The organism is Sphingomonas endophytica, assembly GCF_001476895.1.
GTDB classification, from domain to species: Bacteria; Pseudomonadota; Alphaproteobacteria; order Sphingomonadales; family Sphingomonadaceae; genus Sphingomonas; species Sphingomonas endophytica_A.
This window is the reverse complement of sequence record NZ_LDTB01000007.1, coordinates 33,213-50,511: the sequence shown is the minus strand read 5'-3', so window position 1 is coordinate 50,511 and position 17,299 is coordinate 33,213. Positions and strand designations below refer to the sequence as shown.

Sequence of the window (17,299 nt, the reverse complement as noted above, 5' to 3'; positions counted from 1 at the left end):
TATGAGCAACGCTCTCGCCCCCGCCACGCCGCAGAACCCCGCGCCGGTCACGATCGTGCCGGAGAAGTTCGCCAATCCGCTGCGCCAGATCCAGGGCGTCATGGCACAACCGGCCGTGCGTCGCGCCGGCCCGATGGCGTTGATGGTCGGCCTGATCGGCGCCGCCGGTCTCGCCTGGTCAGCGCTGTCGACCCCGCCGCAGAAGACCTTGTTCGCCGGGCTGCCCGATTCGGACAAGGCGGCGGTCACCACCGCGCTCAGCGCCGCGAACATCCCCAGCCATATCGACGATTCGGCGGGTACGCTGACCGTCAACGAGGAGGATTACAGCAAGGCGCGGCTGCTGCTGGCGGGTCAGGGCCTGCCGAAGGCGGCGCCGGGCGGCTATGCGATCCTCGACGAACTGCCGATGGGCGTCAGCCGCGCGGTCGAGGGCGAGCGGTTGCGCCAGGCGCGCGAGACCGAACTGGCGCGCTCGATCCAGGAGATCGACGCGGTCGCCGAGGCGCGCGTCCATCTCGCGATGCCAGAGACCAGCGTGTTCGTGCGCGACAATGCGTCGCCCTCCGCATCGGTGGTCATCAAGCTGCAGGGCGGCCGGTCGCTGTCGGAGGCGCAGGTACGCTCGATCGTGAATCTCGTCGCGTCCTCGGTGCCGGGGCTGAAGCCCGATGCCGTGACCGTCGTCGACCAGATGGGCGGGCTGCTCACGAAGACCGGCGACGGGCCGGAAAGCGCCAACGACAAGCGCATCGAATTCCAGCGGCAGGTGGAGGACAAATACCGTCAGCAGCTGATCCAGCTGCTGACGCCGTTGGTCGGCGCGGGCAATTTCAGCGCCGAGGTACAGGCCGACGTCAATCTGGACGAGACCAGCGCGACGCGCGAAAGCTATGACAAGGAAGGCCGCCTGCGCGCCGAGACCGGCAACTGGACCGGCAACATGGCAAGCGGCGCCCCGCCCGCCGGCATCCCCGGCGCGCTGAGCAATACGCCGCCGCCCGCCTCGCAGCTTTCCACGCCGCAGCCGGCGACGGGCGCACCGGGCACGCCCAATGCACAGCCCACCCCCGGTGGCCCCGCGCCCGACGCGGCCAAGCAGTCGGACGCGTTCCAGCGCGCCTATGACCTGAACAAGGAAGTGTCGGTGACGCGCGCCGCGCCGGGCAACATCAAGCGGCTGTCGGTCGCGGTGCTGCTGCGCGACCCCGACAAGGGCAAGCGGACCGCGATGGAGATCCAGCAGATCAACGATCTGGTGAAGAGCGCGGTCGGCTTCGATCAGGCGCGCAACGACAACGTCACCGTCATCAGCCGCAAGTTCGCCGACAGCGCGGTCGATCCCGCCGCCGCGCCCAAGTGGTACGACAACGCGCTGGTGCCGATGCTGGCGCGCAACCTGACCGCGGTGCTGATCGCGCTGCTGGTGCTGCTGCTGGGCGTGCGTCCGATCGCCAAGGCGCTGATGAAGAAGCGCGAGGACGCCATCGCCCCCGCCGCCGCGCTGCCGAACGGCGCGACGCCGGGGGCGGCGTCGGGCGACGGCTCCCCCGCCGGTGACGGGCAGTCGGTGGCGGACGGCGCGGAGGGCACCGATCAGATCGAGGTCGCCGCACCGGTCAGCCTGGACCAGATCGAAACCAGCCGCAGCTATGAGGAGCGGATCGACGCGGTGCGTGGCTTCACCCGCGACAATCCGGCGCGTGCGGCGCTCGCGGTACGCGACATGATCGCGGTCGCGCCGGAAGAGCCCAAGCCGTGACCGCCGCCCCGCGCACCTTCACCGGCGTCGAGCGCGCCGCGGTGCTGATGATGCTGGTCGGCGAGGACGAGGCCGCCGCGATCCTGCAGAAGCTGGATCCGGAAGAGGTCCGCAAGCTGGGCACCGCGATGTTCGCCGTCGCCGACGTCAGCGAGGAAGAGGTCGGGCTGGTGCTCGACGATTTCGTCGGCAAGGCGCGCGAGCGGACCGGCATCACCTTCAACCCCGCCCCGCATGTCGAGGCGGTGATGACACGTGCGCTCGGCCGCGAGAAGGCGGAAAGCGTGCTGGCGCAGATCACCCCGGCCGAAGCGGTGTGCGAGATCGACCTGCTCGACTGGCTCGACGCCAGCGAAATCGCGGCGATGCTCGACAAGGAGCATCCGCAGATCGCGGCGGTAATGATCGCCAACCTCGATCCGTCGGTCGGCAGCCAGGTGCTGGAACTGCTGCCCGAACTGGTGCAGCCCGACATCCTTCACCGCATCGCCCGGCTGGGCCCGATCACCCCCGACGCGGTCGATGCGCTGCGCATGCTGATCGCCAGCCGCAGCGGCGGGGCCGGTGGCGGTGGCGGCACATCCGCCGCGCTCCACCTGGGCGGCGCGCGCGAGGCGGCGAAGATCCTGCAGGGTGCGCGCAAGTCGGTCGAACAGCGCGTCATGCCCAAACTGCTGAAGATGGATCGCGATATCGCGCGGCAGATCGAGGAGGCGATGTTCGTCTTCGACAACCTGCTGGAACTGGACGACAAGGGGCTGAGCACACTCATCCGCAACGTCGACGGCGACACGCTGGGTCGCGCGCTGAAGGGCGTGGACGAGGCCGCGCGGAACCGCATCCTCGGCTGCATGTCGGCACGTGCGGCGGCGGGCATCCGCGACGACATGGAGGCACGCGGGCCGATGAAGCTGAGCGAAGTGCTGGAATCGCAGAAGGCGATCATCCAGATCGCGCGCAACCTGGCCAAGGACGGCACGATCACCCTGGGGGCGGGCGACGACGATTATGTCTGAGGTGGATTTCGTCATCGGCCTGCCGGCGCGCGCGGACGCGGCGGCGGTCCAGCATTCGCGCACGCGGCCCGATGCGTCGGCGGGCTTCACCCCCGCCGATCTGATCGCGCGGATCGAACAGGCGTTCGGCGCCCGCTCTCCTGCACCGGGGTCGGAGCCGACGCCGGGAGCGGCGCAGGCGACGACCGCCGAGGCGGACGGCGGCATGCCGCGGCACTTCTCGCCGGCCGATCGCGACGCCGATCCGACCGCCGGATGGGACATGATGGATGCCGATGCGCCGATCCCGGCATGTGTCGAGCAGGTCGAGGCCGCGCGGATCGCCGGCTATCACGAGGGCCTGGCCGACGCGGCGATCGCCGCCGATGCCGTCGTCGCGCAGGAGCGCGCGCTGCTGGAGCAGATCGCGGCGGCGATGAAGGCGGGCGGCGCGATCGATCGCGCGGCGCTGGCCGAGGCGCTGCGCCGCACGGTGACGATGCTGGTCACGCAGATGGTCGGCGACATCGGCGTGTCCGCGCCGTTGCTGGCCGCGCGCGTCGAGGCGGCGACCGACCTGCTGGCCGATGCCAGCGAGTCGGCGATACTGCGCGTCCATCCGGACGACGTGCCGCTGCTGGAGGGACGCTTGCCGTCGACGATCTTCCCGGTCGGTGACGAACAGGTCGCGCGCGGCAGCTTCGTGATGGAAGCCGCCTCGACCATCGTCGAGGACGGCCCGGCGATGTGGCTGGATCAATTGTCGGTCGCGATCGAGCGCGCGGCGGTCCCGGCGTGCTGAACCGGTTCGCAAGCGATTATCTGGACACGCTGGCACTGTCGGGAACGCGGCCAAAGGCGCGCGTTTCCGGCCGGCTGTCATCCTATGACGGGCTGCTGATGGAGGCGGTCGGGCTGTCGCTGCCGGTCGGTACGGTCTGCCGGATCGGTGCCGAGGGCGGCGGGCAGGTGGAGGCCGAGGTGATCGGGTTCCGCAACGGCCGCACGCTGATGATGAACCTCGGTGGCCCCGCCGCGCTGCTCCCCAACGCGCCGGTGCGCCCGCTTGGGCCTCCGGGCGAGGCGGAGGTCGGCGCGGCGATGCTGGGCCGAGTCGTCGACGGCGCCGGCCAGCCGATCGACGGGCTGGGGCCGATCCGTGGTGCGGGGCGCTGGCCGCTCGCCGGACATATGCAGTCGCCGCTCGATCGTGGCCGCGTGCTGCAGCCGATGGATGTCGGGGTGCGTGCGATCAACGGGCTGCTGACCGTCGGCCAGGGCCAGCGCGTCGGCATCATGGCCGGGTCGGGCGTCGGCAAGTCGGTGCTGCTGGGCATGATGGTGCGCGCGGCGCAGGCCGATGTCGTCGTCATCGGGCTGATCGGCGAGCGCAGCCGCGAGGTCGCCGACTTTCTGGAGACCAAGGTCGCCGGCGAGGCACGCGCGCGCTCGGTCGTGGTCGCGGTGCCCGCCAACCATTCGCCGGTGCTGCGCATCCGCGGCGCGCTACGCGCCACCGCCATTGCCGAGGCGTTCCGCGCGGAGGGCAAGAGCGTGCTGCTCATCATCGATTCGCTGACCCGCGTCGCGCACGCCGGGCGCGAGATCGGACTGGCGCTGGGCGAACCCGCCTCGGCGCGCGGCTATCCGCCTTCCGCCATCGCGATGCTCCCCAACCTGCTGGAGCGTGCCGGGTCGGACGTGAACACCGGCGGGTCGATCACCGGCATCTATACCGTGCTGGCGGACGGCGACGACGGCAACGATCCGGTCGTCGATTCGGCGCGCTCGATCCTCGACGGGCATATCGTGCTCAGCCGCCAGATGGCCGAGCGCGCGGTCTATCCCGCGATCGACGTGTCCAAATCGATCAGCCGCGTCATGAACGATATCGTCCCCATCGAGCATCAGCAGGCGGCGCGTTCGCTGCGCCGGCATCTGGCGACCTATGAGGAGAATCGCGACCTGGTGCTGATGGGCGCCTATCGCGCCGGCAGCGACCCGGCGATCGACAATGCCATCGCCTATCAGCCCGCGATCATGGAATTCATCCGTCAGGACACGTATCAGAACGTGCCGCTGGAGGATGCCGCGATGGAGCTGACCGGCGTGTTCGGCGATGCCTGACGCCAAACGGCTGAAGCGCCTGCACCGCGTCCGCACGCTCCAGGTCGGGCTGGCGCGTGCCGAAGAGGCCCGCACGCAGGCGCAGCTCAGCAGCGAAACCCAGCTGGCGCAGCGCATCGCGCAGCTCGCCGACGCCGTGACCCCCGCGCCCGCCACCACGGCGGGCGCGGTGCAGATGGCGGCGATGGCGCATTTCCGCGATCGGCTGCACCGCTCCGCCGAGGCGGCGGCGAACCGCGTTCGCATGGCCGAGCAACAGGTCGAGCGCAGCGCCGAGGCGACGCGCGGCGCGCGGCGCGATGAAAGCGCGGTCGAAAAGCTGCTCGACCGTCGCCGCGCGGAGGATCTGCGCGCGGAGATGAAGGCGCTGGAAGACGCGCCGCACCACAAGAAGCGCTAAACGGCACGGCCCTTGCATCGTGGCGGATGAACCCCGATGACGAAAGCGGCCTGACCCTTGACCACGATCGCAAGCCTCTTGTTGACGACGGCCCCGGGCGCGATGCTGCCGGGCACCGCGCCCGCGACGCCGGGAATCGCGACCGCCACCGGCGATTTCCTGAAGCTGGTGCTGCCCGGCTGCGGCGACGGCATCGCGGCCGGCGCCGCGACCGTCGGCACCGGCGCGGCGGGATCATCGGTCGGCATCGGGCGGCAGGATCTTGCCGGCTCCGGCACCGGGCTGCCGCTGGCCGACATGGATGTGTCGAACGGCGAGGCGGCGCTGACATGGCTGGCCGAGGCGACCGGGGTAGAGGTTCCCCCCGCGCCTGTCGCCACGCCACTGCCGGTCGTCGATCGTCCGGTCCCGCAGCCCCGCGTCGCGCCGCTGCCGATCGATATCAAGACGAAGCCGGCGGTCGGCGACATGCTGCCGATCCGTCTGCAAGCGCGCATCGCGCCGCCCGAGGTGCCGGTCGCGCTGCCGGTCGGTGACACCTCGGTCGCCACCGACACGCCCGACGCCGATACCGGCGCGACGGCACGTGACGAGATGCCGGTCTCCGACCCGGCGGCCGTCCCCGTGCCGGCCCCGTCGCTCCCGCCCGCGATCCTCGCGACGCAACCGGCGGTCACGGTAGCCCCCTCCACCGGCCATAATGCCGATGTCGCGACAGAGCATGCGACGGCGGAGATCACGTCGTCGCGTCCAGCGGCATCGACGAAGCCGGTCGGCCCGCTGGTCACCTCGGTCGAAGCGCCCACGACCGAGGCGACGCCCGCCGCTACCGATACGCCCCCCCCGCCCGTGCCGGTCCGTCCGTCCGCCATCGAGGTTGATCCGGTCGCGGATCGCCCGACTCCATCCGCCGCCCCGGCGACGCCGGTCAGCGACGAAGCGCTCGTTCCCGCCGCGCCGCGCGAACGGTCGGACGCGCCCGCCCCCGCGCCCGCGCCCGCGCCTGCGCCCGTGCCAACGCCGATCGCGGATCGGGCGGCCCCGCCGATGGTCGGGCGTTCCGTGCGGCCGGGTGCAGAGGCGCCACGGCCGCGCGTGCCGATGCAAGCCGCGGGCGCCTCCGTCGAACCGGCGGCACCCGCGCCCGTCCCCGTCGTGACGGCGACCACCGCTGCCGCAAGCAGCCGCCGCGTGGTCAACGCCGCGCCGCCGTTGACGCTCACCAGCGACACGGCGACCACCGTCGTACAGACGCTTTCGGCCTCGGCGATCAGCGATACGCCGCCGCCGCCGATATCCCAGCCAGAAGTGACCGTCGCGCCGACCGGCGGCGCGACCACGGCGACCGCCGACAGCATGTCCGTCGTCACCCCGGCGACACCACCGACCGCCGCGCCGGAGACCCCAACCGCCGCACAGGTGCCGTCCGCCGTCACCCCCGTCGCCATCGAAACGACCATCACGCCGTTGAATAGCCGCGTCTCCACGCCGGACGAGCGCGCATCGGTCGCCACGCCTGCGGTTGCCGCTGTCGGCGTGACGTCGCCGACCGACATCACGCCTGCCGTCAGTCCGCCGGTGGCCAGGGTCGCGTCCGACCCGATCGCTCCGGCACGCTCGCGTTCCGGCACGATGCCCGCGCCTGCGTCGAGCACGCCTGCCGCCGTCGCGCCGCGCGCCCCGTCCGCCGTCCCGGCGCCCGTCATCGCGAGTGTCGCGACGGCGCGGCTCGATGCGCCGCTGAACACATCCGCCGCGGCAACGGCACCGACCAGTGTCAGTGCCAGCGTCGCTTCCCCGGCGTCGGCGACCGTCGTGACCACCGCCACCCCCGTGACGCCGGACACCGTGGCGATCGAGCGCGACGTGTCGCAACCCGCCGCGACGACGGTGGCGCCGGTCGCCGCACGCGCTCCCGCCGAGCCGCCCGCGCCCGTGATCGCCTCGGCCGCGCGTACCTTCGCAGAGGCGATCCACCGCGCGGTCAGCGCGGACGATCGTGCGCGGCCCGCCGATCCGACCGCCCCGGTCGCGCAGCCGCAGGCCACCGGCGCGATCTCCGCCGCCGCCGTCGCGGCGACCGGGCAGGCGCAACAGCAGACGCTCGACATGCGCCAGCCGCATTGGCCGACCGCGATGATCCAGCATATCGAGAAGCTGCGCGACATGGCGGACGCGAACGACATGCGCATTCGTGTCGTCCCAGATGCGCTGGGCGCGATCGACGTCGCGCTGCGGCGCGAGGGCGATATCGTGCAGGTACAACTGACCGCCGAACAGCCGCAGACGCGCGCCTTGCTCGCCGAAGCACAGCCGCGGCTGACCGAAATGGCCGAGGCACGCGGGCTGAAGCTCCAGCATACCGGCGGCAACGGCACCGGCGCCAACATGGCCGGGCAACAGGGCGACCGCCCGCAGCAACAGCCGCAGCAGCGCGCCGCGCCGATCCCCACCGCCCCGCCCGCCGCGCGCCGCGCGACCGCCGAGGCCGACCAAGACACCGAACAGCGACTCGCTTGATTGAGGAAGACGAACGATGAGTGACGCTCCCGCCGCAGCGGCGACCGATGCCGCGCCCAAGAAAAAGGGCAAGATGAAGATGATCCTGATCGGCGTGGTCGGCGCCGTCGTCCTGCTGGGCGGCGGCGTCGGCGCCGGTCTGTACGCCGCCGGCGCGACCGGCGGCGGCAAAAGCGAGGAACATGCTCCCAAGGAGGACCCGGACAAGCCCAAGCTGGTGCCCAAGAGCGAGCAGAAGAAGGCCGGTGAAGGTGGCGAGGGCGGCGAAGGCGGCCATGGCGGCGGCGAGGCCAGCGCCGAGGGCGGCCATGGCGAAGGCGGCGAGGGCGGTGGCGAATCGAAAGGTGAGCCGACCCCCGAGGGCCATGGTGGCGAACCCTATGCATCGAACTATTTCGCGATGGAGAAGGAGTTCACCTCCAACCTTCAGGATTCGGTGCATTTCGTTCAGGTCGGCATCGCCGTGTCGACGCCCTATGACGAAAAGGTCATCAACAATCTGAAATCCAACGATATTGCCATTCGCTCGGCGATCCTGCTGGCACTGGGCGACACACCGGAGGACCAGGTGTTCACCGGGACCGGCAAGCAGCAGCTCCAGAAACGGCTCGTCGCGACGATCAACCAGGTTCTCCGCGAAAAGGAGGGGTTTGGCGGCATCAGTAACGTCTACTTTACCAATTTCGTGGTTCAGTGAACGGGCATGGTTAACACGCCCGACTCCTCTGATGCCGGATTCGACACCGGTACGCCGATCGGCGCCGCCGCTGCGTTCGGCGGAGGATCGGGCGCGCCCGCGAAACTGCATCCGTTCGGCGATCTCCATACGCTTCAGCATCTGTCGGCGCGCGCGGCGCGCGGCGTGCGTCAGGCGTTCGAGGGCTATTGGCGGACGGAGACGCGGGTGTGGGCGGAGCCGCTGGAAGTGCTCCGCCTCGCGGATTATCGCGCCGCGCGCGGTGACAAGCTGACCGCCTGGGTGCCGCTGTCGATGGACGGGCGCGCGATACTCTGCGTTCTGGACAGCCAGTTCGTCGCCGAGGTCATCGATCTGTTCTTCGGCGGCAGCGGCGACGTCTCGCCGACGCTGGCGCTGGAATTCACCCCGGCGTCCGACGTGCTGGTCGCGCGGATCGCCGCGGGCATGGCGCGCGCGCTGGAAACCGCCTGGGAACCGCTGGCGCGCGCGCGCTTCACCGCCGAGCGGTGCGAACTGGGATCGAGCATGGTGCCCGGTGTCGAAAATGACGAGGTGGTGATCGCCACCCGTTTCGCGATCGCGCGCGGCACGGTGAAGCCGGCGTTCGTCGACATCCTGTACCCGGTCGCCTCACTGAAGCCGCACACGGTCGCGCTGACCGGCAAGGTCGTGGCCAAGCCCGCCGAGGTCGATGCCGAATGGCGCACGCAGCTGACGCGCGCCGCGATGGGGGTACGCTTCCCGGTGCGCTCGGTGCTCGCCGAGCCGACCATCCCGCTGTCGCGGCTGATGGAGCTGAAGGAAGGCGACATCATCCCGATCAGTTTCGGCCCGGACGTGCCGGTGGTGATCGGCGGCGTCCCGCTCGGGCTGGGCACCGTCGGCACCTCCAACGGCCGCGCGGCCATCCGCATCTCCAAGTTTGAAGGACCCCTGCAATGAACGACATGTCGGGCGGCTTTGCGATCGACGCCGCCGTCGCCGCCAATCTGCGGCTGCTCCAGGGGGTCGACGTCAAGCTGACGGTCGAGATCGGTTCGACCACGCTGTCGCTGCGCGAGCTGCTGGCGCTGGGCGAATCGAGCGTGATCGAACTGGACCGCAAGGCGGGCGAGCTGCTCGACGTGCTGGTCAACGGCACGTTGATCGGGCGCGGCGAGGTGGTGACGGTGGGCGAGCGCTACGGCGTGAAGATGACCGAGCTGGTCTCCCCGGAAAAGCGCGGCTGAGGACGATAACCGGCGATGATGTGGACCTATATCCTGAAGCTGGTCATCATGCTCCCGCTGGTGTGCGGGCTGATGATCGGCTGCCTGTACCTCTGGCGGCGGCTGGAGGCACGGATGCCCGGCAAGCCGACGACGCGCGCGATCGCGGTGCGTGAGACGATGATGATCTCGCCGGGCGTCAAGCTGGCGGTGGTCGATTTCGAGGGGCGTCGCCTGCTGGTATCGGTCAATCGTGCGGGCGTGTCGCTGATCGACAAGTACGACGTGCGCGTTCCCGTGGAGACCGGCCAGTGAGCGTCACCGCGATCCGCACCGGCACACTGATCCGCCCGCGCCGCGCCGCAGCGGGCAAGCGCGCGCACCTGATCCTTGCGCTGCTCGCCATCATCGTCGCGCTGTGCGTCGCGATGCCGGCGCTGGCGCAGAACTTTCCCGCGCCCTCGCAGCCGCCGGTGCCGGGCGCGCCCGCCGCGCCCGCGCCGGGCGTCGGCGACGCGGTCGACCGCGCGCTGGGTCAGCTGTCGCGCGGCGATGCCGGCGCCCAGCCGGGTAATGGGCCGGGCAACGGTTCGCTGTCGCTGTCGCTGCAGGTGCTCATCATCATGGGCCTGCTCACGGTGCTGCCGGGCATCGTGCTGATGATGACCAGCTTCACCCGGATCATCATCGTCCTGTCGATCCTGCGCCAGGCGATGGGCCTGCAACAGACACCGCCCAATCAGGTGCTGATCGGGCTGTCCATGTTCCTCAGCTTCTTCATCATGGCCCCCGCGATCAACCAGATCAACACGACGGCGATCCAGCCTTATTCCGAGGGGCGCATCGGCGGCACGCAATTGATCCAGACCGCCGCGTTGCCGCTGCACGCCTTCATGGCCAAGCAGACCCGGATCAAGGACGTGACGATGTTCGCCGACATGGCGAAGTCCGGCCCCTATGCCTCGCCGAAGGACATTCCCTATTCGGTGCTGCTGCCGGCGTTCGTCACCTCTGAACTGAAGACCGCGTTCCAGATCGGCTTCCTGCTGTTCCTGCCGTTCATCGTCATCGACCTGGTGGTGGCGACGGTGCTGATGGCGCTGGGCATGGCGATGCTCAGTCCGACGATCATCTCGCTGCCGTTCAAGCTCTTGCTGTTCGTGCTGGTCGACGGCTGGGCGCTGACGATGGGCAGTCTGGCGAACTCGTTCGCCACATAAATCATCGTCAGTCCCGCGAAGGCGGGAATCCGGAACCTCTGACGTCCCGCCCTGCACCGAAACCCCCGCGTCTGGACTCCCGCCTTCGCGGGAATGACGACAACAGAAGTCAGCGCCCATGCAACCGCTTGTCGATGCCGATTATTTCCTGACCGTCGCCAACCAGACCATGTGGGTACTGGCGCTGGCCTCCGCACCGATCCTGATTCCCGCGCTGCTGTCGGGGCTGATCCTCGGCATGGTACAGGCCGCGACGTCGATCAACGAACAGACGCTCAGCTTCGTGCCGAAACTGATCGTGGTCGCGGTGTCGATCATGGTGTTCGGCGCGATGATCCTCGGCTTGCTCAGCGACTTCACGACCGAGATCTTCGCGCGCATCCCCGACCTGGTTCGATAACCTTGCCCCGCGCCCTCCCCTTCATCCCGGCGCCGGCGCGATGCTAGGATTCGGTCTCGCCATCGAGCCACAGCTCTGGGCGCTGCTGTTCGTGATGGTGCGGATCGGCGCGATGTTCATCGTCGCGCCGGTGTTCGGCAACGTCTCGGTGCCGCTGCCGGTGCGCGTTACGCTGTCGGGGGCGGTCGGCATCCTGGTGCTGGGGTCGATGACCATCCAGCCGCCGCCGACCGTCTTCGCCCTGTCCACCTTCGTCGCGATCGCGGCCGAGGCGCTGGTCGGGCTGGCGATCGGCTTCATCGTCCAGATCGCCTTCGCCGCGCCGCTGGTCGCCGGCGAGCTGATCGGCGGATCGATGGGGATCGGCTTCGCCAACATGATCGACCCCAATTCCGGGCGATCCAGCCCCGCCGTGGGCCAGTTCCTGTCGATCCTGCTGACCTTGCTGTTCCTGTCGCTGGACGGACATCTCGTCCTCGTCGACATGGTGATGAAGAGCTATACCGCGCTGCCGCCGGGTGCGGCGTGGATGGCGGCGGGGCAGTTGCGCGATATCGCGCTGTTCGGCGGCTATGCGTTCATGGCCGGGCTGCTGCTGGCGCTGCCGGTCGGCTTCCTGCTGCTCTGCCTCAACTTGGTCATGGGAATGCTGTCGCGTTCCGCGCCGTCGCTCAACCTGTTCTCGGTCGGCATGCCCGCCAGCCTGGCGGTGGGGGTGATCAGCCTTGCGATCGCACTGCCCGCGATGGGCGATTACATGCAGGTGATCGTCCGTGAGGGGCTGGCCGCCGCGCGGAGCCTGGTGCTCGGCTGATGTCGGAGGGCGGCGACAAGACAGAAGCCCCAACCCAGAAGCGTCGTGACGACGCCAGGAAGAAGGGTGACGTCCTCAAGAGCCGCGACCTGGCCACCGCGCTGGTGGTGCTGGCGGGTATCTCGTGGTTGATGTTCTTCGGTCCGATGCTGCTGACCGCGTGCCGCGAGGTGATGGCGGCCAGCTTCAACTTCGGGCGCGCCGATGTGGAGGATTTCCAGCCGTGGCGGCCGCTGGTGCAGGCCGGGTGGAGGCTGGCCGCGCCCGTCGGCACGCTGTTCGCGATCACGATCGGCGCGGCGGTCGTCAGCCAGGCGGGGCTCGGCAGCCTCAGCTTCAACGCCTCGCTGCTGGCGCCCAAGGCGTCGCGGATCAACCCCGGTTCGGGGATCAAGCGCGTCATCGGGATGCAGGGCTGGATCGAGCTCGCCAAGTCGCTGCTGAAGGTCGTGCTGCTGGGCGCGATCGGCGCATGGATGCTCTGGCAGACCGCACATTTCAGCTTCGGGCTGGCGTCGTCCAACCTGCCGGTCGCGCTGGCCGGGCTGGGATCGACGCTGACGCACGTGCTGCTGGTGATGGCGATGGGGCTGCTGGCGATCGCGCTGATCGACGTGCCGGCGCAGATCATGCAGCTGCTGCGCAAGCTGCGCATGACCAAGCAGGAAGTGAAGGACGAGCACAAGGAAAGCGAAGGCAACCCCGAGATGAAGGGGCACATGCGCATGAAGCAGCGCGAGCTGCTGTCGGGCGGGATGCAGAAGGCGCTGGATTCCGCGCATGTCGTGCTGACCAATCCGACGCACTTCGCGGTCGCGCTGCGCTACGATCGCGGACGCGACCAGGTGCCGGTCGTGGTCGCCAAGGGGCGCGGCGCGATGGCGCTGGCGATCCGCGCGGCGGCGAAGGATCGCGCGCTGCCGGTGCTCGAATATCCGGCGCTGGCGCGCGCGGTCTACTACACCAGCCGCGAGGGGCAGGAGATCCGCGACGATCTGTATCTCGCCGTCGCGACGGTGCTGGCCTTCGTGTTCGGGCTGAATGCCGCCGCGGGCGGATCGCAACCGCCGATCGAGGTACCGCCGACCGCACGCTTCGACGAAAATGGCGTCCAACCATCATAAAGAATCGCCGCGCGCGGCCGTTTAGGAGAGCATCATGGCGACGATCAGCAGCATGAGCAGCAGCTCCACGGCCTCGACGACGAAAACGTCGACGACGTCGTCGACCACGACCGGCGGCAAGACCGGCACCGCATCGGTCACGAAGGGAGCCGCGGACTCGATCCTGACCTCGCTGGGAACGGGTTCGGGCGTCGACACCGAGGCGCTGGTCTCCGGCCTGGTCGAGGCGCAGTTCGCCTCCAAGCGCGCGCAGCTTACCGGCAAGACCGAGAAGCTGACCGCGCAGATCTCCGGCGCGGCGATGCTCAAGAATTTCGTCAGCGACTTCGCCAAGGCGGTCAATACGCTGGTGACGGGCGGCTCGCTCGCCACCCAGCCGAACGTCAGCGATCCGAAAGTCGCCAGCGCGACCGCGATTACCGGGTCGGCGATGAACGCCACCGCCGCGACGACGGTATCCGTCACCCGGGTAGCCACCGCGCAGACGGTGACCAGCAGCAAGCTGGCCGCGACCACGCAGTTTGGCACCGGCACGTTGACGCTGAAGATCGGCACCGGGACGTTCGACGCGAACGGCAAGATGACCGATCTGGCGGTCGGCAAGGCCGCCGACGGCACCGCCCTGTCGTTCGATATCGCGATCACGGCCGGCGCCAACGACACACCCGCCGGGATCGCCGCGGCGATCAACGCGAAGAACACCGGGGTCACCGCCTCGGTCATCACCGATGCCGATGGCAGCAGCTTCCTGTCGATCAAGGGTGCGAGCGGCACCACCCAGGCCTTTTCACTGACCGGCAGCGGCGGTTCGCTCGACAAGCTCAGCGTCGGCAAGGACGCCACCACGACCTCGGCGATGGCGATCGGCACCCAGTCCGGCAACGCGAAGCTGTCGGTCGATGGCGTGGCGGTCGAGCGGTCGAGCAACCAGATCGACGATCTGGTGCCCGGCGTGAAGCTGGCGCTGACCGGCACCGGCACGATGACGATCACCGGCACGCGGCCCGACGATGCGCTGAGCAATGCGGTCAAGGATTTCACCGAAACCTTCAACCAGCTGCTGACCAGCGTGAAGGAACAGACCAACGCGATCGACGGTCCGTTGCGCGCCGATACGGCGGCGAAGCAATTGCTGCGCAACCTGCAGGGCTTCGCCAGCAAGGTGCTGATCCCCAATGCCGCGCCCGGCACGCCGTCGTCGCTGGCCGGAATCGGCGTCACGACCGACAAGACGACCGGTCAGCTCGTCGTCGACGATGCCGCGCTGGCCAAGGCGATCAAGACCACACCCGACGCGATCCAGGAAATGTTCAAGCCGACCAGCTTTGGCGCGACCGGCCTGAACGCCGCGATGCAGTCGCTGAAACTGTCGTCGGGCAGTTCGCTCTACGGCCTGACCGCGACCGACAAGCGGCTACGCGACGCGCAGGACGACGTGACCAAGCAGAGCGCGAAGGTCGAGCAGCAGGCGACCGCCTTTTCCACGCGCCTGACGCAGCAATTTGCGAGCATGAACTCGCGCGTGTCCGCCTATAAGTTGAGGCAGTCCTTCATGAAGCAGCAGATCGACGGCTGGTACAAGTCGAGCTGATCGGAGCGGATGACAGATCATGGCCTATGCCTCTCCCCTGCTGCGCGATCCTGCGCGCACCTATCGCGAGATCGACCTTGCCGGCCGCACCGCCGCGGCCGACGGCCCGGCGCTGGTGCAATTGCTTTACGAGGAGCTGACGCAGGCGCTGCGCGTCGCGGCCTGGGCGGCCGATCACAAGCAGTTCGCGACCCGCAGCGAGCGCGTGACCCGCGCGACCGCGATCCTGTTCGCGCTGGAGGCGAACCTCGATTTCGAGAAGGGCGGCGACGTCTCGCGAATCCTGGCGCGCTTCTATACCGGCTGTCGGAAGCAGGTTATCGAGGCCAGCCTCGGCACCGAGGGCGCCCGGTTCCGCGCCGTCGCCGCCGAGCTGGAGGAAATTGCGGGCGCATGGCGGCAGGCGCGCGCGGCGTAGGGCATCGACCCGGCCCACCGCCGCCGATCCGTCATTCCCACCTTCGCGAAACCGCGGCGAAGGTCGCTCCGCCGACTTCACGCCCCCCGCCGTCACCCCGTACTGGTTCCGGGTCCATGCTTCCGCACGAGCATCGGCTTGCGCGTTCGCGGCACCATGGATGCCGGGCCAAGTCCGACATGACGAACGGGCTTTGGCAAGGTCGCGCACGCGCGGGCATGTTGGTGGTCGTGCGGGGGAGGAACGAGGCGGACTACCCCCGGAACCAGTGCCGACGGGCGAACCAGATGACGATCCCCGCCGCGATCAGCGCGCATGCGCCCGCGATCGCGTCGAACGCCCATGGTGCCTCGGCGTAGGGCAATCCCTTCACGTTCATCCCGTACAGGCCGGTCAGGAACGTCAGCGGCAGGAACACCATCGCGACCATCGCGATCACCAGGCTGCGCTGGTCGAGCTGTTCGGCGCGCAGATCGGTCAGCGCCTCGTGCATCAACGCGGCGCGTTCGCGGATCGCCTCCACTTCCTCGGCCATACGCGCGGCGCTGTCGGCGGCGGCGGCCAGATGCGCGCGATCGTCCTCCGCCAGCCAGTCGCCCGGCAGCGCCGCCAGCCGTTCCAGCGCCACCCGCTGCGGGCTGAGGAAACGCCGATAGGTGATCGCCTCCGCCCGGACGCGCGTGACGATGCGGCGCAGTTCGAACACGCGATCGGCCCGCAGCCCCTGTTCGCAATCGTCGAGCCGGTCGCCGAGGTCGGCGACGACCGGGTCCAGATCCGTCGTGATCGCGGCGGCGAAGGCGGCGATCAGGTCGCCGGGATCGCGCAACTCGCCCGCCGTCATCTGCTCGACGACCGTGTCGAGCGCGACCAGCCGCTTGCGCGAGACGGTGATGACGCGCCCCTTCGTCGCCCAGATGCGGATCGAGGCGAGCATATCCGTCGAATCGAGCTCCTCCTCGGTACGCCCGCGCATGTTGACGAACGCGCCCTGCCCGATCTTTTCCGCGCGCGGCCGGGTCTCGGCGGCGGTCAGCGCATCGACGGTGAACGGCGAGAGTTTCGCATCGTCCCGCAGCCACGCCTGCGCCTTGGCCGTGTTGGTCGCCAGATGCACCCACAGGAACGGCGCGTCCTGCGTCAGCGCCGCGCCGATCGGCAGTTGGCGCACGCCGCCGTCGGCGGCGCGGCACCAGGCGGTGCCGCTCATCGCGTCATCGCCACGTCGACGGTCAACCCCTCGCCGGCGGGCGGCGGCGCATCGGTCCGCTCACGCGCCGCATCCGCGCGCGCGCGGTCGAGGATCGCGCCCGGCACATCGGCGCGGTGCGTCACCCGGTCCGCCGCCGCCAGCCAGCGCGCCTGCTTCAGCGTCAGGTCGTCGGGATCGGGCGAGGTCAGTCGCAGCGTGACCACCCCGCCTGTCGCGCGCGCGTCCAGCACCGCCTGCGCCGCGTCGCGCCCGTCATAGTCGGACAGCGGATCGAGCGCCCCGCCCGGCGTCAGCGCCGCGCCGATGGCGCGCCGCCGCGCCGCGCCATCGGGCAGCGCCGCGCGCAACCCGCCGCGCGCGGCATGAAGCGCCTCGGCCAGCCGCCCCAGCGAGGCGGGCAGCACCGCCTCCAGCCGCTGCCGCAGCGCCGCCGCCAGCCCCGCCGACACGCCGCCGGTACCGATCGCGACGAGAACCGGCGCGCGATCGACGATCGCGGGCAGCGTGAAGTCGCACAATTCGGGCCGGTCGACCGCGTTGACCAGCACCCCGCGCGCCTTCAGCCGCGCGACCGCCGCATCGTCGTCGGCAACGATCGCCAACCGCGCGTGCGGGTCGTCCTCACCGACGACTTCCGCCCCGGCGCGCTCCAGCAACCGCCGCTTCGGCTCGGCCGCCTCGCCGTCGCCGACCAGGATCACCGGGCGGCCCTGCAACCGGACGAACAGCGGCAGGCTGTGCAGGGTCATGCCGTCTTCCCATTCTTCACCGTCCCCCGCCCCATAACCGTCACCCCGGCGCAGCCCG

18 protein-coding genes are annotated in these 17,299 nt (G+C 69.8%); 16 read left to right on the top strand and 2 right to left on the bottom strand.

The window, feature by feature from the left end:
* Window position 1 precedes the first annotated feature (1 nt).
* The 16 genes from fliF (at window position 2) to NS334_RS02525 (ending at window position 15,279) form a co-directional block, all read left to right on the top strand.
* Window positions 2-1,762 carry a flagellar basal-body MS-ring/collar protein FliF gene (gene fliF, locus NS334_RS02600; protein ID WP_058754419.1) on the top strand — a complete coding sequence of 587 codons (1,761 nt, stop codon included), beginning with the start codon at window positions 2-4 and terminating at the stop codon, window positions 1,760-1,762.
* Entirely contained in the window at window positions 1,759-2,778 is a 1,020-nt protein-coding gene (fliG, locus tag NS334_RS02595) for a flagellar motor switch protein FliG (protein WP_058754418.1), read from the top strand. The genes fliF and fliG overlap by 4 nt, the downstream gene beginning before the upstream one ends.
* On the top strand, window positions 2,771-3,559 hold the full coding sequence (locus NS334_RS02590; RefSeq protein WP_058754417.1) for a flagellar biosynthesis protein FliH: 789 nt from the start codon (window positions 2,771-2,773) through the stop codon (window positions 3,557-3,559). Before fliG ends, NS334_RS02590 begins: the two co-directional genes overlap by 8 nt.
* Entirely contained in the window at window positions 3,553-4,884 is a 1,332-nt protein-coding gene (locus NS334_RS02585) for a FliI/YscN family ATPase (protein ID WP_058754416.1), read from the top strand. The genes NS334_RS02590 and NS334_RS02585 overlap by 7 nt, the downstream gene beginning before the upstream one ends.
* Window positions 4,877-5,284: a hypothetical protein gene (locus NS334_RS02580; protein WP_153002564.1), complete on the top strand. Its 408-nt coding sequence runs from the start codon at window positions 4,877-4,879 to the stop codon at window positions 5,282-5,284. Before NS334_RS02585 ends, NS334_RS02580 begins: the two co-directional genes overlap by 8 nt.
* Window positions 5,285-5,362: 78 nt before the next feature.
* Entirely contained in the window at window positions 5,363-7,804 is a 2,442-nt protein-coding gene (locus NS334_RS02575; RefSeq protein ID WP_193752984.1) for a flagellar hook-length control protein FliK, read from the top strand.
* Window positions 7,805-7,877: 73 nt separating this feature from the next.
* Window positions 7,878-8,501 carry a flagellar basal body-associated FliL family protein gene (locus NS334_RS02570; protein ID WP_241491782.1) on the top strand — a complete coding sequence of 208 codons (624 nt, stop codon included), beginning with the start codon at window positions 7,878-7,880 and terminating at the stop codon, window positions 8,499-8,501.
* Between the two features lie 6 nt (window positions 8,502-8,507).
* Window positions 8,508-9,446, top strand: coding sequence for a flagellar motor switch protein FliM (locus NS334_RS02565; protein ID WP_058754413.1), 939 nt, complete (start codon window positions 8,508-8,510; stop codon window positions 9,444-9,446).
* On the top strand, window positions 9,443-9,733 hold the full coding sequence (fliN, locus tag NS334_RS02560; RefSeq protein ID WP_058754412.1) for a flagellar motor switch protein FliN: 291 nt from the start codon (window positions 9,443-9,445) through the stop codon (window positions 9,731-9,733). The genes NS334_RS02565 and fliN overlap by 4 nt, the downstream gene beginning before the upstream one ends.
* A 15-nt stretch (window positions 9,734-9,748) precedes the next feature.
* On the top strand, window positions 9,749-10,027 hold the full coding sequence (locus tag NS334_RS02555) for a flagellar biosynthetic protein FliO (RefSeq protein WP_058754411.1): 279 nt from the start codon (window positions 9,749-9,751) through the stop codon (window positions 10,025-10,027).
* Window positions 10,024-10,932 (top strand): flagellar type III secretion system pore protein FliP, encoded by a 909-nt coding sequence (gene fliP / locus NS334_RS02550; protein ID WP_058754410.1) that lies wholly within the window; start codon window positions 10,024-10,026, stop codon window positions 10,930-10,932. Before NS334_RS02555 ends, fliP begins: the two co-directional genes overlap by 4 nt.
* A 118-nt stretch (window positions 10,933-11,050) precedes the next feature.
* Entirely contained in the window at window positions 11,051-11,332 is a 282-nt protein-coding gene (fliQ, locus tag NS334_RS02545; RefSeq protein WP_058754409.1) for a flagellar biosynthesis protein FliQ, read from the top strand.
* A 40-nt stretch (window positions 11,333-11,372) separates the two neighbouring features.
* Window positions 11,373-12,146, top strand: a complete 774-nt coding sequence (gene fliR, locus NS334_RS02540; protein WP_058754408.1) for a flagellar biosynthetic protein FliR — start codon at window positions 11,373-11,375, stop codon at window positions 12,144-12,146.
* Window positions 12,146-13,270, top strand: a complete 1,125-nt coding sequence (locus tag NS334_RS02535) for an EscU/YscU/HrcU family type III secretion system export apparatus switch protein (RefSeq protein WP_058754407.1) — start codon at window positions 12,146-12,148, stop codon at window positions 13,268-13,270. Before fliR ends, NS334_RS02535 begins: the two co-directional genes overlap by 1 nt.
* 34 nt (window positions 13,271-13,304) lie before the next feature.
* Window positions 13,305-14,861: a flagellar filament capping protein FliD gene (gene fliD, locus NS334_RS02530; RefSeq protein ID WP_058754406.1), complete on the top strand. Its 1,557-nt coding sequence runs from the start codon at window positions 13,305-13,307 to the stop codon at window positions 14,859-14,861.
* Between the two features lie 19 nt (window positions 14,862-14,880).
* Window positions 14,881-15,279, top strand: a complete 399-nt coding sequence (locus tag NS334_RS02525; protein WP_058754405.1) for a flagellar protein FliS — start codon at window positions 14,881-14,883, stop codon at window positions 15,277-15,279.
* A gap of 253 nt (window positions 15,280-15,532) precedes the next feature.
* Here NS334_RS02525 and NS334_RS02520 read toward each other — a convergent pair whose 3' ends face one another.
* The gene (locus NS334_RS02520; RefSeq protein ID WP_058754404.1) at window positions 15,533-16,489 is read right to left on the bottom strand and encodes a CorA family divalent cation transporter; all 957 of its coding nucleotides are present in this window, start codon (window positions 16,487-16,489) and stop codon (window positions 15,533-15,535) included.
* Entirely contained in the window at window positions 16,486-17,241 is a 756-nt protein-coding gene (locus NS334_RS02515) for a precorrin-2 dehydrogenase/sirohydrochlorin ferrochelatase family protein (protein WP_193752983.1), read from the bottom strand. Before NS334_RS02515 ends, NS334_RS02520 begins: the two co-directional genes overlap by 4 nt.
* Window positions 17,242-17,299 lie beyond the last annotated feature (58 nt).

Bases quoted from the DNA above. Each gene is read 5' to 3' on its own strand.
- fliF (WP_058754419.1), top strand. From the start codon at position 2: ATGAGCAACGCTCTCGCCCCCGCCACGCCGCAGAACCCCGCGCCGGTC.
- NS334_RS02590 (WP_058754417.1), top strand. From the start codon at position 2,771: ATGTCTGAGGTGGATTTCGTCATCGGCCTGCCGGCGCGCGCGGACGCG.
- NS334_RS02580 (WP_153002564.1), top strand. From the start codon at position 4,877: ATGCCTGACGCCAAACGGCTGAAGCGCCTGCACCGCGTCCGCACGCTC.
- NS334_RS02570 (WP_241491782.1), top strand. From the start codon at position 7,878: ATGAAGATGATCCTGATCGGCGTGGTCGGCGCCGTCGTCCTGCTGGGC.
- NS334_RS02565 (WP_058754413.1), top strand. From the start codon at position 8,508: ATGGTTAACACGCCCGACTCCTCTGATGCCGGATTCGACACCGGTACG.
- fliN (WP_058754412.1), top strand. From the start codon at position 9,443: ATGAACGACATGTCGGGCGGCTTTGCGATCGACGCCGCCGTCGCCGCC.
- NS334_RS02555 (WP_058754411.1), top strand. From the start codon at position 9,749: ATGATGTGGACCTATATCCTGAAGCTGGTCATCATGCTCCCGCTGGTG.
- fliQ (WP_058754409.1), top strand. From the start codon at position 11,051: ATGCAACCGCTTGTCGATGCCGATTATTTCCTGACCGTCGCCAACCAG.
- fliR (WP_058754408.1), top strand. From the start codon at position 11,373: ATGCTAGGATTCGGTCTCGCCATCGAGCCACAGCTCTGGGCGCTGCTG.
- NS334_RS02535 (WP_058754407.1), top strand. From the start codon at position 12,146: ATGTCGGAGGGCGGCGACAAGACAGAAGCCCCAACCCAGAAGCGTCGT.
- fliD (WP_058754406.1), top strand. From the start codon at position 13,305: ATGGCGACGATCAGCAGCATGAGCAGCAGCTCCACGGCCTCGACGACG.
- NS334_RS02525 (WP_058754405.1), top strand. From the start codon at position 14,881: ATGGCCTATGCCTCTCCCCTGCTGCGCGATCCTGCGCGCACCTATCGC.
- NS334_RS02520 (WP_058754404.1), bottom strand. From the start codon at position 16,489: ATGAGCGGCACCGCCTGGTGCCGCGCCGCCGACGGCGGCGTGCGCCAA.
- NS334_RS02515 (WP_193752983.1), bottom strand. From the start codon at position 17,241: ATGACCCTGCACAGCCTGCCGCTGTTCGTCCGGTTGCAGGGCCGCCCG.